Here is a 13852-nt window from a genome sequence, read left to right as displayed (position 1 = left end):
GGCGCAACGCTGATGCGCTGGCTCTGGTTCGCGCTGGGCTGGTTGATGGTCGGCCTCGGGGTAATCGGCGCGTTGCTGCCGGTGATGCCGACCACCATCTTCCTGATCCTGGCCGTGGGTTGCTTCGCACGCAGCTCGCCGAAGTTCGAGCAGCGCCTGCTGGCGCATCCGCGCTACGGCCCGTCACTGCGGCTGTGGCGTGAGCAGGGGGCGGTGTCGCGCAAGGGCAAGGCGTTCGCCAGTGCCGGCATGGCGGTGGGCTTTGCCCTGTTCTGTTGGGGCGCGCACCCGTCGTGGCGCCTGCTGCTGGGCGTGGGCCTGTTCTTCGCCGTCAGCGCCGGCTACGTGCTCAGTCGACCCGCACCGCGGCTGGAGCCCAATCCGGTCGTGGAAGTGGACGACGCCAATGATCCGCGCGCGGCCCGTCGTCGCGCAGCGACCTCTGATGCTGATGGAAACCGAGACGATGCTGCCTGCTGACCTGGCCCCTGTGGCCGCCCCTGCACTGACCCCGTGGGGCATGTACCTGGCCGCCGACGTGGTGGTGAAAGCCGTGATGATCGCGCTGGCATTGGCGTCGCTGGCCACCTGGACCGTGCTGCTGGCAAAGGGCTGGGAGCTGGCTCGCCAGGCCCGGCAGCTGCGGGCGGCGCGCGCGCTGTTGCTGCAGGCGCCGAGCCTGCCCGGCGAGAGCGCCGAGGCCAGTGTGCAGCAGGGCACTGCGCTGGCGATGTTGGATGCGGCCCGCACCGAACTGCGCCTGTCGCAGGATCTGGAAGGGCGCGACGGCATCAAGGAACGCATCGCCTCGCGCCTGGACCGTATCGAGCTGGAGACCGCGCGCGTGCAGCGGCGCGGCATCGGTGTGCTCGCCAGCATCGGCGCGGTGGCGCCCTTTGTCGGCCTGTTCGGCACGGTGTGGGGCATCATGAACAGTTTCATCGGCATCGCGCACAGCAACACCACCCACCTGGCGGTAGTTGCGCCCGGCATCGCCGAGGCGCTGCTGGCGACGGCACTCGGCCTGGTCGCGGCGATTCCCGCAGTGCTGGTCTACAACCACTTCAGCCGTGTGCTGGCCGGCCTGCGAGGGCTGCTTGGTGATCTGTCGGCCGCCGTTCAGCAGCTGGTCTCGCGCGATCTCGACCGCGCCGTTCCACGCGCTGCAGCGGCGTCGCTGCGTGCGGTGCACTGAGAGGCGACGATGGCCATCAGGACCGCGTCCGACCGCGACGACACGCCGGAAGAATCGCACGAGATCAACGTCACGCCCTTCATCGATGTGATGCTGGTGCTGTTGATCATCTTCATGGTGGCGGCACCGCTGGCCACCGTGTCGGTACCGGTGCAGCTGCCGGCCAGCAGCGCCGGTGCCACGCCGCCGGAACAGGCGCCGGTGTACGTGACCGTGCAGGCCGATCTGTCGCTGCGTGTCGGCGAGCAGGCGGTGGCACGCGACGGGCTGGCCGCTGCGCTGCAGGTAGCCACCCACGGTGACACCTCGCAACGCCTGTTCCTGCGTGCCGATACCCGCGTGCCTTACGGTGAACTGATGGCAACGCTGGATGCGCTGCGTGCGGCGGGCTACCTGAAGGTGGCACTGGTTGGACTGGAGCAGGGCGCGCGATGAGCGGACTGCGGCGCTGGGCGACCAGCCTGGCGATCGTGCTGCTGGTGCATGCGTTGCTGGTCAGCGTGGCCTGCTGGTGGGCGGCGCGCGCACCGGCGGTGGCCGCCGCAGCGCCGCCCGCTGCATTGATGCTGGAGCTGGCGCCGATGGCACAGGCGCCTCCGGTGCCGCCGCGCGAGGTTGCCACTGGGCCGCTGCAACAGCAACAGCAGCGACAGGCGCCGAAACCGGCCCTGCGTGAGCAACCCAAGGCACCGGTGCAGCCGCAGGGTGACCTGCCACCGCCGCGTACGCCGGAGCCGACGCCCTCGCCGGACACCGCCGAGGCCAATGTCGCGCAGACCAGCGCACCGCCGCAGGTGGCGGCCGACGCGGCCGCACGCTACACCGCACCGCAGACCACCGCCGGCGAGCGCAGTCGCGCCGAGGCCACCTGGGAGGGGCGCCTGCTCGGGCATCTGCAGAAGCATCGGCGCTATCCGCGCCAGGCCGAGCGGCTGCGCCAGCAGGGCGTGGTCTACGTGCGTTTTGCCGTGGCCCGGGATGGCGCGGTCTCGGGGCTGACACTGGGCCGCAGCAGTGGCTTCGCGTTGCTCGACCAGGAGACGCTGGACACCGTGCGACGTGCCAGCCCGGTACCGGCGCCGCCGGCCGAGGTAGCCGGCGACCCGGTGGATGTGATGGTGCCGGTGTCCTTCTTCCTGCGCGGGCGGTGATTGACGATGGGGTCGGATCCCTTTCCGCAGGAAAGGGCGCTGACCCCATTCGGCGCCGCCATCCACGCACGGCGTGGATCTACAACAGCGGCACCAGCAGCAACGCCACGATGTTGATGATCTTGATCAGCGGATTGATCGCCGGGCCGGCGGTGTCCTTGTACGGGTCACCGACGGTATCGCCGGTCACCGCGGCCTTGTGCGCTTCGCTCCCCTTGCCACCGAAGTGGCCATCCTCGATGTACTTCTTGGCGTTGTCCCAGGCGCCGCCGCCGGTGGTCATCGAGATGGCCACGAACAGGCCGGTCACGATCGTACCGATCAACAGGCCGCCCAGTGCGCGCGGCCCCAGCAGCAGGCCGACCACCACCGGTACCGCCACCGGCAACAGCGACGGCACGATCATTTCGCGGATCGCCGAACGGGTCAGCATGTCCACCGCTTTGTCGTACTGCGGCTTGCCGGTGCCCTGCATGATTCCGGGGATCTCGCGGAACTGGCGCCGCACTTCCTCTACCACCGCGCCAGCCGCACGACCGACCGCTTCCATCGCCATCGCACCGAACAGGTAGGGGATCAGGCCACCGATCAGCAGGCCGATGATCACCGTGTGGTCGCTGAGATCGAAGCGGAACTCCTGGCCGGGATGCGCGGCCTGCAGGTTGTGCGTGTAGTCGGCGAACAGCACCAGTGCGGCCAGCGCCGCCGAGCCGATCGCATAGCCCTTGGTCACCGCCTTGGTGGTGTTGCCCACCGCATCCAGTGGATCGGTGATGTCGCGGATCTCCGAGGGCAGCTCGGCCATCTCGGCGATGCCGCCAGCGTTGTCGGTGATCGGTCCATAGGCATCGAGGGCGACGATCATGCCGGCCATCGACAGCATCGCGGTGGCGGCGATGGCGATGCCGTACAGGCCGCCCAGCGCGAACGCGCCCCAGATCGCCGCACACACCGCCACGACCGGCAGTGCAGTGGACTTCATCGAGATGCCGAGGCCTGCGATGATGTTGGTGCCGTGGCCGGTGGTCGACGCCTGCGCCACGTGCTGCACCGGCTTGTACTGGGTGCCGGTGTAGTACTCGGTGATCCACACGATCAGGCCGGTCAGGACCAGGCCGATCAGCGCGCATCCATACAGCGCGATGGGACCATGCACATTGTCGGCCATCAGCCCGGTGGTGATCGGGTAGAACGCGATCGCGGCCAGCACGCCGGAGACGATCACGCCCTTGTACAACGCGCCCATGATCGAGCCGCCAGGCTTCACCTTGACGAACAGCGCACCGATGATCGATGCAATGATCGACACACCGCCCAGCACCAGCGGATACAGCACGGCATTGGCGCCCGCCTCGGCCAGCATCAGGCTGCCCAGCAGCATGGTGGCGATCACGGTGACCGCATAGGTCTCGAACAGATCGGCGGCCATGCCGGCACAGTCGCCGACGTTGTCACCGACGTTGTCGGCGATCACCGCCGGGTTGCGCGGGTCATCCTCGGGAATGCCGGCTTCCACCTTGCCGACCAGATCGGCGCCGACGTCGGCGCCCTTGGTGAAGATGCCACCGCCCAGACGCGCGAAGATCGAGATCAGCGACGAACCGAACGCCAGACCGACCAGCGCGTGCAGCGCCTGTTCCATCGGCAGGCCCATCCGCAGCAGCAGTGCGTAATAGCCGGCCACACCCAGCAGGCCCAGGCCGACCACCAGCATGCCGGTGATCGCACCGCCGCGGAAGGCGACGTCCATCGCCGCACTGATGCCATGGCGTGCGGCCTCGGCGGTGCGCACGTTGGCGCGTACCGACACGTTCATGCCGATGTAGCCGGCCGCGCCGGACAGCACCGCGCCGACCGCGAAGCCGATCGCGGTGTACCAGCTGAGGAACACACCGACCAGCACGAACAGCACCACGCCGGCCACGCCGATGGTCAGGTACTGGCGGTTGAGGTAGGCACGCGCACCTTCCTGGATCGCGGTGGCGATCGCGACCATGCGTTCATTGCCGGTGGGTTGGCGCAGGATCCAGCGCGCCGAGACGATTCCGAACAGGATCGCGAGAATGGCGCAGCCCAGCGCCAATGAAAGCCCGTGACGTTCCAGCATTAGACCCCTCCGCAGAATGGATGTAGGCATCCAGTGGCGATGAACGGCACCACGAGGGGGACGACGGGCTGCAGCCTGGAACCAACCCGTACCGACCTTGGTGGTCGTCCGACGTATGGCGGTGTTCAGCATTCCCTGGTGCCCGCAGTATGCGTGCCGCCACTTGTAGAGTCGAGCCATGCTCGACTGGCTTCCAGAGGCCGTGCTCGACTGGCTCCTGCGAGCCGCGGCGCATGGCGCCGGGCCAGGGGCAAGATTCGAGAGCCGCAGGCCTTTGCACCCCGTTAAGCCAGCCTCTGCAAGCCTGCGCACAGTCCCGTAGGAGATTCCCCATGCGCCTGTCCCTGTTGATGCTTGCCGCCCTGGTCCCGGCCGTACCGGCACTCGCCGCGGAAACCCCGGAGCTGCAGCGCGCCGTGGGCGCTCCCCAGGCAGTGGGCGCAGTGCACACCCTGCGGCAGATCCCCGAGGCCTGCGCGCGCCTGGAAGGTGCCTTCACCGGCCAGGCGGCCGAGCCGTACCGCTTTGCGCCGGTGCGGACCAGTGAGCAGTGCCAGCCACGCGCGCGCTTCGTCGACTACGCCAAGGCACAGCCAAGTGCCGACAAGGGCTGGAAGCTCAATGATGTGATCCGCGTGCCCAGCGCAGCATGCCCGGCACAGCAGGCGGTGGTGCGCGTGTGGCGACTGCCGTCGAGCAACAAGGTCGAGCTGGACGGTCAGGGCCAGTCGCGCATCTATCTGGAAGAGGCCAAGAAGCAGGCCGCGGCCGGCCAGATTCCACAGGTGACCATGTTCGCCGCGCAGCTGCAGATGGAAGGCAAGGCCTGTAATTGATACAGGTGGGTGCCGACCGTTGGTCGGCACCGATGCCGCATCCACGCATGGCGTGGATCTACTGCGGCGCGCCATCATTCTCCGGCCGGCTTCGCCCCCCGCGCTACCAGCAACTCGCGTAATGCCTTGCGATGGCAATGCGCTTCGTCCTCGCAGTAGCACCCTACGCTGATGTCGCTGTGCCGTGACATCGCGGCCAGCAGGTCCAGCGCGTGGGCCGCATCCGGCGCCCTCATCTCGGCCTTGTAGTGACGGAAGAACGCAGTCCAGTCGGCGGCCGACTTCGCCTCATGCGCCTGCTTCACCAGCTCGGCGCTGGGTGACAGGGTCGGGAACCAGACGTCATACCAGTCCTGCCGGGCGAACTCGCTGCGCGGCACGCCGCGCGGCGGGCGCCGCACGGTACCGATACGCAGTCCCTCGCCGGGCGCACGTGGTGTACCCAATCGAACAACACGCAGTGCCATGGTGTTCCTCCGTCCCCTTTTTCGGGTCAGCCCTCGAACGGCGGCAGCTTCTGCTTCACCGCCACGTTCTTCAGCGTGACGTACTTCGGCAGTCCATCGGTGCCATACGGCAGCGGGGCTTCGCCCTTGATCAGCGGTGACAGGTAGGCGCGCGCCTTGGCGGTGATACCGAAGCCGTCGCGGCGGATGAAGCCGGCGGGCATCTTCTTTTCATGGTTGGCGATCTTCGACAGCGGCGCCGCTTCGATCTTCCAGCGGTACGGTGCGTCGCTGCTGCGCACGATCACCGGCATCACCCCGTTCTGGCCCTTCAGCGCCAGCTGCACCGCGGCCTTGCCGACCGCCTGCGCCTGCTCCCAGTCGGTCCTGCTGGCCAGGTGGCGGGCCGAGCGCTGCAGGTAATCGGGCAGCGCCCAATGGACCTTCAGGCCCAGCTGGTCCTTGACCCGGCCAGCCAGGTGCGCGGCCACGCCGCCCAGCTGCGAGTGCCCGAACGAGTCCTTGCCGCCACCGGCATCGGCGACGAAGCGGCCATCGGCGGTGGCGATGCCTTCCGACGCCACCACCACGCAGTAGCCGACGCGGTCGACCACGGCCTTGACCTTGGCCAGGAACGTCGCCTCGTCATAGGCGCGTTCGGGCAGCAGGATGATGTGCGGCGCTTCGTCATCGCCGTTGCCGGCAAGGCCGGCGGCCGCAGCCAGCCAGCCCGCGTGGCGGCCCATGGCCTCGTAGATGAAAACGCGGGTGGAGGTTTCGGCCATCGCCGCCACGTCCAGCGCCGCTTCACGCACCGAGACGGCGGTGTACTTGGCCGCCGAGCCGAAGCCGGGGCAGGTGTCGGTCACTGCCAGGTCGTTGTCGATGGTCTTGGGCACGCCGATGCAGGTCAGGTCGTAGCCGGAGGCCTTGGCCAGCTGCGAGACTTTCAGCGCGGTATCGGCCGAGTCGTTGCCGCCGTTGTAGAGGAACCAGCGCACGTCGTGCGCGCGCAGCACCTCCAGCAGGCGGTCGTAGCGGGCGCGGTCGGCGTCCAGCGATTTCAGCTTCACCCGGCACGAGCCGAAGGCGCCACCCGGGGTATGGGCCAGGGCGCGGATCGCGGCGGCGCTCTCCTTGCTGGTGTCGATCAGCTCCTCGCGCAGCGCGCCGAGGATGCCGTTGCGGGCGGCAAGGACCTTGATGCCCTTGGCCCGGGCCTGCTCGATCACCGCTGCCGCCGTGGCATTGATGACCGCGGTGACACCGCCGGACTGGGCGTAGAGGAGAGTACCGTTGCGCATGCTTCTACCTGCTCGGGGGAGGGGACATTGCAGGGACATTACCCGGATGCGGTAAAGTGGCGCTATTGCGGTGCAGCGATACCGGTCCGTCCGGGACGCGAACCTTCTTTGTTTTCAACACGTTGGAGTCAGGTCAATGCGATTGGTTCTGTTGGGACCGCCCGGTTCGGGCAAGGGGACACAGGCGACGCGCCTGAAGGAAAAGCTGGGGATCGCCCACATTTCGACCGGTGACATGCTGCGCGCGGAAATCGCCGCCGGCACGGAGCTGGGCAAGCAGGCCAAGACGGTGATGGATGCCGGCAACCTGGTGTCGGACGACATCCTGCTGGGCATGCTGGAGTCGCGCCTGACCCAGGCCGATGTCGCCAAGGGCTTCATCCTCGATGGCTACCCGCGCAACGTGGCCCAGGCCAATGCGATGGACGGCCTGCTGGCCAAGATCGGCCAGCCGCTGGACGCGGTGGTGCAGCTGGACGTGCCCACCGAACTGCTGGTGGACCGCATCGCCGGCCGCGCCAAGGAGCAGGGCCGCGCCGATGACAACCCGGAAGCGGTGCGCCAGCGCCTGCAGGTCTACAACGAGCAGACCGCCCCGGTGGTGGACTTCTACGCTGGCCGCGGCACCCTGGCCCGGGTTGACGGCGTCGGTGAGCTGGACGAGATCGAAGCCCGCATCCTGGCGGCGATCAACGCCTGACCCGGCGGGGCCGGCGTGCTGCCGGCCGCACGGGCGCAGAAAAAAACACAGGCCTGGTCCGTGAGGATCAGGCCTGTGTCGTTTGATAGGCGCCAGCAGAGGGCTTGCTCAGGGCCCCGCAGCATGAGCTCCCTTGGGGATGGCCTCTTGGGGAGTAGGACCGGTTCGGGTACTGCGGCTGGCAGTTCGAATTGTGTCCGGGTTCACAGAACATCGCTATCGGGATTTCCCTGACAGATGATTGGAGTTTCCTCACATCCTGTGTAGGACTTGTCTTACCCCGGATCGGACATTGGCCCTATACAGCCGTCATCGGTCACAATCCTCGGTCATGAGCAGCGTACATATCCTTGCAATCGCCGGCACCTTCATGGGCGGCGTGGCCGCCCTGGCGCGGGAACTGGGCCATACGGTCAGTGGCAGCGACCAGGCCATCTATCCGCCGATGTCGACCCAGCTCGAGCAGCTGGGTATCACCCTGGACCAGGGCTACCGCGCCGACAGCGTGCCACCGGGCACCGACGAGGTGGTGATCGGCAACGCACTCTCGCGCGGCAATGCCGCCGTTGAGGCCGTGCTCGACGCCGGCCAGCGCTACATTTCCGGTGCCCAGTGGCTGTCCGAACAGGTGCTGCCGGGCCGTGACACGCTGGCCGTGGCCGGCACCCACGGCAAGACCACCACCACCACCATCCTGACCTGGCTGCTGGAAAGCGCCGGTCGTTCGCCCGGTTTCCTGATCGGCGGCGTCGCCGAGGATTTCGGCGTCTCCGCCCGCCTGGGCCAGGGCCGCGAGTTCGTGGTCGAGGCCGACGAGTACGACACCGCCTTCTTCGACAAGCGCAGCAAGTTCGTGCACTACCGGCCGCTGGTGGCCATCCTCAACAACCTTGAATACGACCACGCCGACATCTTCCCGGACGTGGCCGCGATCCAGCGCCAGTTCCATCACCTGGTGCGCACGGTGCCGGCGCGTGGCCGACTGATCGTCAATGGCGAGGATCAGCATCTGGCCGAAGTGCTGGCGATGGGCTGCTGGACCCCGATCGAGCGCTTCGGCTTCGATCCATCGCTGGAGTGGCATGCGGAACTGCTGGCTGCCGATGGCAGCGCGTTCCGCGTGCACCACCGCGGGCAGGCACTGGGTGATGTGCAGTGGTCGTTGCTGGGCCGCCACAACGTGCTCAACGGCCTGGCGGCGCTGGCAGCCGCACATGCGGTGGGTGTTGCGCCGGCCGAGGTGATCCCGGCGCTGGCGCGCTTCCGCAGCGTCAAGCGCCGCATGGAAGTGATCGGCAGCCATGAGGGCATCACCGTCTACGACGATTTCGCCCACCACCCGACCGCAATCGCCACCACGCTGGAAGGGCTGCGCGCCAAGGTGGGCGATGCGCGCATCGTGGTCGCGATGGAGCCGCGCAGCAATTCGATGCGGCTGGGCGCACACGCGCAGGCGCTGGCACCCTCGCTGGCGCTGGCCGATGAAGTGGTGTTCCTGCATCGCCCGGAACTGGCCTGGGATGCTGCTGCGGTGATCGCCGCAGTGCGTGGCGAAGCGCACGCGGTGCCCGATACCGACGCGCTGCTGGCGCAATTGCAGGCCAGCGCGCGCAGGGGTGACCACGTGGTGTTCATGTCCAACGGTGGCTTCGACGGCGCACCGCGCCGCTTCCTTGCCGCGCTGCAGGCCCGATGAGCGTCGACGGTTCGCTGCCGCTGTTTCCGCTGCACACCACGCTGGTGCCAGGTGCGGCGGTGGGCCTGCGCGTGTTCGAACGGCGCTACCTGGATCTGGTACGCGACAGCGGCCGCAGTGGTGAGGGCTTTGGTGTCTGCCTGATCCTCGACGGCCAGGAAGTGGGAGCCCCGGCAACGCCGGCCGCGTATGGCGTGCAGGTACGCATCGAAGACTTCGATGTCGGCGCCGACGGCGTGCTGCAGTTGCGTCTGCGCGGCACCCGCCGCTTCCATGTCGAGCGCACCCGTGTGCGCGACAACGGGCTGGTGGTGGCCGATGTGCGCTGGTGCGAGGAAGACCCCGACGACGAACTGCGGCCGCAGCATGCGCTGCTGGCCACGGTGCTGGGGCACATCATCGAACAGGCGGGTGAAGCCTATGCACCGGCCAACCCGGCGTTGCTGGACCAGGCCAGCTGGGTCGGCTGGCGGCTGGCCGAGCTGTTGCCGCTGAGCGAGCAGCAGCGGTTGCAGCTGCTGCAGATGGACGACCCGCACCAGCGACTGCAGCAGTTGCTGGGCTGGATGCCGTAGAAGCCATCCACGCATGGCGTGGATCTACCTCCGCCGGGCCATGCCCGGCGGCTCCATCACGGTGTGGTCTTCAACCGCAGCACCGGCAACCCGGTTTCGCTGTGCACATCCTCGCGCTGCGGCAGGTCCTGCACGGCGTCCTTCACGGCATTCAATGCCGGGTCGACGCCACGCAGCGGGTGCCACATGCCGATCCATTCGAAGTGGCGCTCGTAGCGCAGGGTCTGCGCGCTGCCCAGCCACAGCGGCGTGCTGCCCGGCTGCAACTGCGCAGGCGCCGGCCACAGGCGCAGCACATAGCGCTCATCCGGCTGCGCGCCCTGGCGCACCATCAGCAGTGCTTCCACGCGGGTGTCCAGCGTGGCCGGCAGCACCGGTAGTTCGTCGGCGCCGGTGTTCTTGTCCAGCATCAGCAGCGCCTGTTGCCAGCCCGCCTGTTCCTGCCGCTTCCAGCCGCGTGCTTCCAGCTGCGCCTGCAGCGGTGCCAGCGGGCCGGCCACCTGCACGTCCAGCGGCCAGCGCTGATCGTCGTCGAACTCGTTGCGACGCGCCGGCAGCTGCACCCAGTCGTGCTGCCACCAGGCCTGCATGTCCATCGCCTGCGGGGCCGGCAGGGTCGGCTCGAAGCGTTCCAGCTTCACCGGGATGTTACGTGGCGCATAGCACATGGCCGCCACGGCGAAGACGCCGTAGAACAGCCAGGCCACCGGCTTCACCCAGAACGAGCGGTTGAAGCGGCGGCGGTAGGCGATGCCCAGCACCAGCAGCCAGAACGTGCCGAACAGCATGCCGCCGATCACGTCGCTCAGCCAATGCGCACCCAGGTACAGGCGCGAGAAGCCGATCAGGCTGACCACGATGCCCGACACCAGGTACGGCCAGACGCGGGTGCGGCCGGGCATCTCACGCGCGATCAGCACTGCGAAGAAGCCGAAGGTGATGGTGGCCATGGTCACCGACACCGAAGGGAAGCCGAAGCCGCTGCTGGCGTCGACCGGGCGCACCACATCCACGGTGGCGCCGAGCAGCATGGTCAGCGCCAGGCCGAAGGCGAGGGCGGCCAGCCAATGTGCGGCCGCCATCCAGCGCCGGCGCCAGATCAGGTAGCCCATCGCTGCAGCGGTGGCCGGCAGCAGTACCTGCCAGGCGCCCAGCGACGCCAGCGCGGCCATCGGGTAATCGGCCAGCGGGTTACGCAGCGCCAGCATGGCCTGGTGCACCAGCAGGTCGATTGCCAGCGGCTCGCCGTGCGCGACCACCACGGTCAACAATGCGAACCAGCCCCAGCCCAGTACCAGCAGCATCAACGCCAGCATCGCCAGCGGCACCGATTCACGGCGCTTGGGATCAAGCACGCCGACGGTATAGCGGCCCAGCGTGGGGTGGCGGTTGGACCAGTCCAGCAGGCGTGCCAGCCAGTTGTCCATGCGCGCGGCCGACCAGCGGTAGCCGTACAGCACGATGGCCCAGACCAGGCCGAGGATCACCGCCAGCAGGCCGACCACCACTACCAGTCGCCCGGCCACGGCCGCCACCGCGTCATACGCCTCACCGAGGATCCAGCCCGGGGCCAGGAACAACACGGCCCAGGAGATGCTGGCGATGCCGCTGGCCTGTACGTAGCGGCTGGCCGGCATCTTCATCATGCCGGCGATGGCCGGCACGAACGGGCGGATCGCGCCGACGTAGCGCGCGATCAGGATGCTTTTGAAGGCGTTGCGGCGGAACAGGTTCTCGCCGCGGTCGAGCAGCTGCGGGTAGCGGCTGAACGGCCACACGCCACGCAGCCGGTCGCCCCAGCGGCGGCCGATCCAGTAACTGATGCCGTCACCGGCGAACGCGCCCAGGGCTGCCGCCGCCACCGCGTACGGCCCGGAGATCTGGCCCAGGCCGATGAACACGCCCACCGCGAACAGCAGTGGCAGCGCCGGCACGATGGCGCCAAGAATGATGACCGCATCGCAGAAGGCGATGAGGAAGATAACGGCGCCCGCCAGCACGGGGTGAGCGGCAATCCACGCGAGCGTGGCGTCGATCCATGAAGAGTCCATTGTCCGATTATAGGGGCGTGAAGGTGACTGGTTCCCAGCCGCTTGGTGACCGTTTGCAACCAGTGCCATCGCCTAGAATGGGCCCATGCCGCATACGCCCGACGCTCAACCGCATGCTTTGAAGGCCGACAGCTTCGGCCGGATCCTCCTTGTGAAAGGGCCCGATGGTCCCTTTGTGCGCCGTGATCTTGGCGCCACGCCGCTGTGGTTGCGGCTGCCTGCATGGTGGCTGGCCCGCCGCGAGGCCCGCGCGCTGCAGCACATTCACGGCATGGCCGACGTACCGCAGCTGCTGGCCTGGAATGGCCATCACCTGGATCGCAGCTTCATGGCCGGCGACGCCATGTACCAGCGTCCGCCGCGCGGCGACCTGGCCTGGTTCCGCGCCGCGCGCCGGCTGCTGCAGCAGCTGCATCGCAAAGGCGTGGCCCACAACGATCTGGCCAAGGAAGCCAACTGGCTGGTCACTGAAGATGGACGGCCGGCGCTGATCGACTTCCAGCTGGCGGTGATCGGCAACCCTCGCTCGCGCTGGATGCGCCTGCTGGCCCGCGAGGACCTGCGCCACCTGCTCAAGCACAAGCGCATGTACTGCCGTGAATTGCTTACGCCGGTGGAGAAGCGGTTGCTCAAGCGCACCTCGTGGGTGCGCGAACTGTGGTTTGCTACCGGCAAGCCGGTCTACCGCTTCGTCACCCGCCGCATCCTGCATTGGGAAGACAACGAAGGGCAGGGGCCCAAGCCGTGAAGGCTTCGCGGATAGTGACCGGCCCGCCGAGCGCGGGCAATGTGTTGCGTGCGCAGTTGCCTGGTGCCGACTTCGTGCACGCCTGTCAGGCCACCACCCGGCGCGACGGGCGTACCGCACTGCAGGCCTACCGCGACATGGCGGCGACCATTCCCGGCTGGTTCGATGGGCTGATGGCGCTGCGCAACCACGGCATGCGCCTGCTCGGCATGAAGCATCTGGGCTCGTTGCGGGCGGTGCAGGTTGTCGAAGATCCTCAACCCGGCCAGCGGCTGGGCATCTTCACCCTGCAGTCGATGGATGACGATGCCATCGTGCTGGAGGACAACGACCGCCACTTGCGTGTGCAGCTGGCCCTGCAGTGGCAGGGCGACGTGCTGGAAGTGGCGACCGTGGTGCATACGCACAACGCGTTCGGGCGTGTATACATGCTGCCGGTTGCGCCGTTGCATCGGCTGATCGTGCCGCATCTGCTGGAGAAGCAGGTGCAGGCGTACCGGTAGATCCACGCCATGCGTGGATGCGGTTTGTGATCCGCGGGCTGCTCAACGGCTAAACGGCTCATTGCCCAGTGCCGCATGAATGTGGATTCCATCGGCAGCAGAAGGCTCGCGACATCCAAACCAGGGACAATCCGCAAGAGAATGATCGAGGTGATGCATGTGGTATTGCGCGCACGCAATTTTCTATTACGAGAGCCCAGGCCAGGGCTCGTTCCTGGTGCATGAGAACGTGTACCTGATCAGTGCCGACAACGATGAACACGCTCTTGAGAATGCAGAAGCGCTTGCTTCCGGGTATGAGGATCTGACCGGCCGCCTGGTGGGTGAAGACGGTAGGCCGTACCTTTATCGATTCGCCGGAATCCGCAAGCTGATATCTGTGGAGCCTGGTCAGGACACCGCCGAGGGGCGCCTGCACTCCGGCGTGGAGGTCACGTACTCCGTGATGGCGGTGGATACGTTGGATCAGGTGAAACGGCTTGCCCGTGGTGCTGACTCCTTTGTCGTTGCCGTTGCTGCGCTGGAAGCAGCACAACGGCG

At 67.7% G+C, this 13852-nt stretch carries 15 protein-coding genes; 11 read left to right on the top strand and 4 right to left on the bottom strand.

Annotated elements, in window-relative coordinates; all coding sequences use genetic code 11:
• Positions 1–12 precede the first annotated feature (12 nt).
• Genes ACTJJM_RS18030 through ACTJJM_RS18015 form a run of 4 tightly spaced genes read left to right on the top strand, consistent with a single transcriptional unit; the run spans position 13 to position 2346 of the window.
• On the top strand, positions 13–480 hold the full coding sequence (locus tag ACTJJM_RS18030) for a YbaN family protein (protein WP_043400233.1): 468 nt from the start codon (positions 13–15) through the stop codon (positions 478–480).
• Positions 467–1195, top strand: coding sequence for a tonB-system energizer ExbB (gene exbB / locus ACTJJM_RS18025; RefSeq protein ID WP_440865866.1), 729 nt, complete (start codon positions 467–469; stop codon positions 1193–1195). Before ACTJJM_RS18030 ends, exbB begins: the two co-directional genes overlap by 14 nt.
• 9 nt (positions 1196–1204) lie before the next feature.
• Positions 1205–1630, top strand: a complete 426-nt coding sequence (gene exbD, locus ACTJJM_RS18020; protein ID WP_159360548.1) for a TonB system transport protein ExbD — start codon at positions 1205–1207, stop codon at positions 1628–1630.
• The gene (locus ACTJJM_RS18015; RefSeq protein ID WP_057502939.1) at positions 1627–2346 is read left to right on the top strand and encodes an energy transducer TonB; all 720 of its coding nucleotides are present in this window, start codon (positions 1627–1629) and stop codon (positions 2344–2346) included. The genes exbD and ACTJJM_RS18015 overlap by 4 nt, the downstream gene beginning before the upstream one ends.
• 79 nt (positions 2347–2425) lie before the next feature.
• On the opposite strand, the gene ACTJJM_RS18010 is transcribed toward ACTJJM_RS18015, so the two are convergent.
• The gene (locus tag ACTJJM_RS18010) at positions 2426–4453 is read right to left on the bottom strand and encodes a sodium-translocating pyrophosphatase (protein ID WP_049453648.1); all 2028 of its coding nucleotides are present in this window, start codon (positions 4451–4453) and stop codon (positions 2426–2428) included.
• 332 nt (positions 4454–4785) lie between these two features.
• On the opposite strand from ACTJJM_RS18010, the gene ACTJJM_RS18005 reads away from it, so the two are divergent.
• The gene (locus tag ACTJJM_RS18005; protein WP_010484000.1) at positions 4786–5289 is read left to right on the top strand and encodes a hypothetical protein; all 504 of its coding nucleotides are present in this window, start codon (positions 4786–4788) and stop codon (positions 5287–5289) included.
• Positions 5290–5363: 74 nt separating this feature from the next.
• On the opposite strand, the gene ACTJJM_RS18000 is transcribed toward ACTJJM_RS18005, so the two are convergent.
• Together ACTJJM_RS18000 and ACTJJM_RS17995 are read right to left on the bottom strand one after the other, a co-directional pair.
• A complete protein-coding gene (locus ACTJJM_RS18000; protein WP_241873487.1) occupies positions 5364–5756 on the bottom strand; it encodes a DUF488 family protein, N3 subclade in 393 nt (130 codons plus the stop codon).
• Positions 5757–5782: 26 nt separating this feature from the next.
• Positions 5783–7039 carry a 6-phosphofructokinase gene (locus ACTJJM_RS17995; RefSeq protein ID WP_049453652.1) on the bottom strand — a complete coding sequence of 419 codons (1257 nt, stop codon included), beginning with the start codon at positions 7037–7039 and terminating at the stop codon, positions 5783–5785.
• A gap of 136 nt (positions 7040–7175) precedes the next feature.
• Here ACTJJM_RS17995 and ACTJJM_RS17990 point away from each other — a divergent pair, with 136 nt between their 5' ends.
• The 3 genes from ACTJJM_RS17990 to ACTJJM_RS17980 all read left to right on the top strand — a co-directional run bounded on the left by ACTJJM_RS17990 (position 7176) and on the right by ACTJJM_RS17980 (position 10010).
• Positions 7176–7739 (top strand): adenylate kinase, encoded by a 564-nt coding sequence (locus ACTJJM_RS17990; protein WP_019662016.1) that lies wholly within the window; start codon positions 7176–7178, stop codon positions 7737–7739.
• Between the two features lie 331 nt (positions 7740–8070).
• Positions 8071–9435 carry a UDP-N-acetylmuramate:L-alanyl-gamma-D-glutamyl-meso-diaminopimelate ligase gene (gene mpl / locus ACTJJM_RS17985; protein ID WP_019338783.1) on the top strand — a complete coding sequence of 455 codons (1365 nt, stop codon included), beginning with the start codon at positions 8071–8073 and terminating at the stop codon, positions 9433–9435.
• Entirely contained in the window at positions 9432–10010 is a 579-nt protein-coding gene (locus ACTJJM_RS17980; protein ID WP_019338782.1) for an LON peptidase substrate-binding domain-containing protein, read from the top strand. Before mpl ends, ACTJJM_RS17980 begins: the two co-directional genes overlap by 4 nt.
• 56 nt (positions 10011–10066) lie before the next feature.
• Here ACTJJM_RS17980 and ACTJJM_RS17975 read toward each other — a convergent pair whose 3' ends face one another.
• Positions 10067–12061 carry a bifunctional DedA family/phosphatase PAP2 family protein gene (locus ACTJJM_RS17975; protein ID WP_440865865.1) on the bottom strand — a complete coding sequence of 665 codons (1995 nt, stop codon included), beginning with the start codon at positions 12059–12061 and terminating at the stop codon, positions 10067–10069.
• 85 nt (positions 12062–12146) lie between these two features.
• Between ACTJJM_RS17975 and ACTJJM_RS17970 the strand changes: the two genes are divergently transcribed.
• The 3 genes from ACTJJM_RS17970 to ACTJJM_RS17960 all read left to right on the top strand — a co-directional run.
• Entirely contained in the window at positions 12147–12809 is a 663-nt protein-coding gene (locus ACTJJM_RS17970) for a serine/threonine-protein kinase (protein ID WP_049412071.1), read from the top strand.
• 14 nt (positions 12810–12823) lie between these two features.
• On the top strand, positions 12824–13312 hold the full coding sequence (locus ACTJJM_RS17965; RefSeq protein ID WP_395136557.1) for a DUF2867 domain-containing protein: 489 nt from the start codon (positions 12824–12826) through the stop codon (positions 13310–13312).
• Positions 13313–13469: 157 nt separating this feature from the next.
• Positions 13470–13852 (top strand): DUF4288 domain-containing protein (locus ACTJJM_RS17960; RefSeq protein ID WP_440865864.1); only part of this gene is annotated, 383 nt, incomplete at its 3' end.

The organism is Stenotrophomonas sp. 22692, from assembly GCF_052045015.1.
In the GTDB taxonomy this organism is placed as follows: domain Bacteria; phylum Pseudomonadota; class Gammaproteobacteria; order Xanthomonadales; family Xanthomonadaceae; genus Stenotrophomonas; species Stenotrophomonas geniculata.
The sequence above is the reverse complement of the archived record's forward strand: the minus strand, read 5'-3'. Positions and strand labels throughout refer to the sequence as shown.

Coding starts and splice junctions, on each gene's coding strand:
- ACTJJM_RS18030 (WP_043400233.1), top strand. CDS start 13: ATGCGCTGGCTCTGGTTCGCGCTGGGCTGGTTGATGGTCGGCCTCGGG.
- exbB (WP_440865866.1), top strand. CDS start 467: ATGCTGCCTGCTGACCTGGCCCCTGTGGCCGCCCCTGCACTGACCCCG.
- exbD (WP_159360548.1), top strand. CDS start 1,205: ATGGCCATCAGGACCGCGTCCGACCGCGACGACACGCCGGAAGAATCG.
- ACTJJM_RS18015 (WP_057502939.1), top strand. CDS start 1,627: ATGAGCGGACTGCGGCGCTGGGCGACCAGCCTGGCGATCGTGCTGCTG.
- ACTJJM_RS18010 (WP_049453648.1), bottom strand. CDS start 4,453: ATGCTGGAACGTCACGGGCTTTCATTGGCGCTGGGCTGCGCCATTCTC.
- ACTJJM_RS18005 (WP_010484000.1), top strand. CDS start 4,786: ATGCGCCTGTCCCTGTTGATGCTTGCCGCCCTGGTCCCGGCCGTACCG.
- ACTJJM_RS18000 (WP_241873487.1), bottom strand. CDS start 5,756: ATGGCACTGCGTGTTGTTCGATTGGGTACACCACGTGCGCCCGGCGAG.
- ACTJJM_RS17995 (WP_049453652.1), bottom strand. CDS start 7,039: ATGCGCAACGGTACTCTCCTCTACGCCCAGTCCGGCGGTGTCACCGCG.
- ACTJJM_RS17990 (WP_019662016.1), top strand. CDS start 7,176: ATGCGATTGGTTCTGTTGGGACCGCCCGGTTCGGGCAAGGGGACACAG.
- mpl (WP_019338783.1), top strand. CDS start 8,071: ATGAGCAGCGTACATATCCTTGCAATCGCCGGCACCTTCATGGGCGGC.
- ACTJJM_RS17980 (WP_019338782.1), top strand. CDS start 9,432: ATGAGCGTCGACGGTTCGCTGCCGCTGTTTCCGCTGCACACCACGCTG.
- ACTJJM_RS17975 (WP_440865865.1), bottom strand. CDS start 12,061: ATGGACTCTTCATGGATCGACGCCACGCTCGCGTGGATTGCCGCTCAC.
- ACTJJM_RS17970 (WP_049412071.1), top strand. CDS start 12,147: ATGCCGCATACGCCCGACGCTCAACCGCATGCTTTGAAGGCCGACAGC.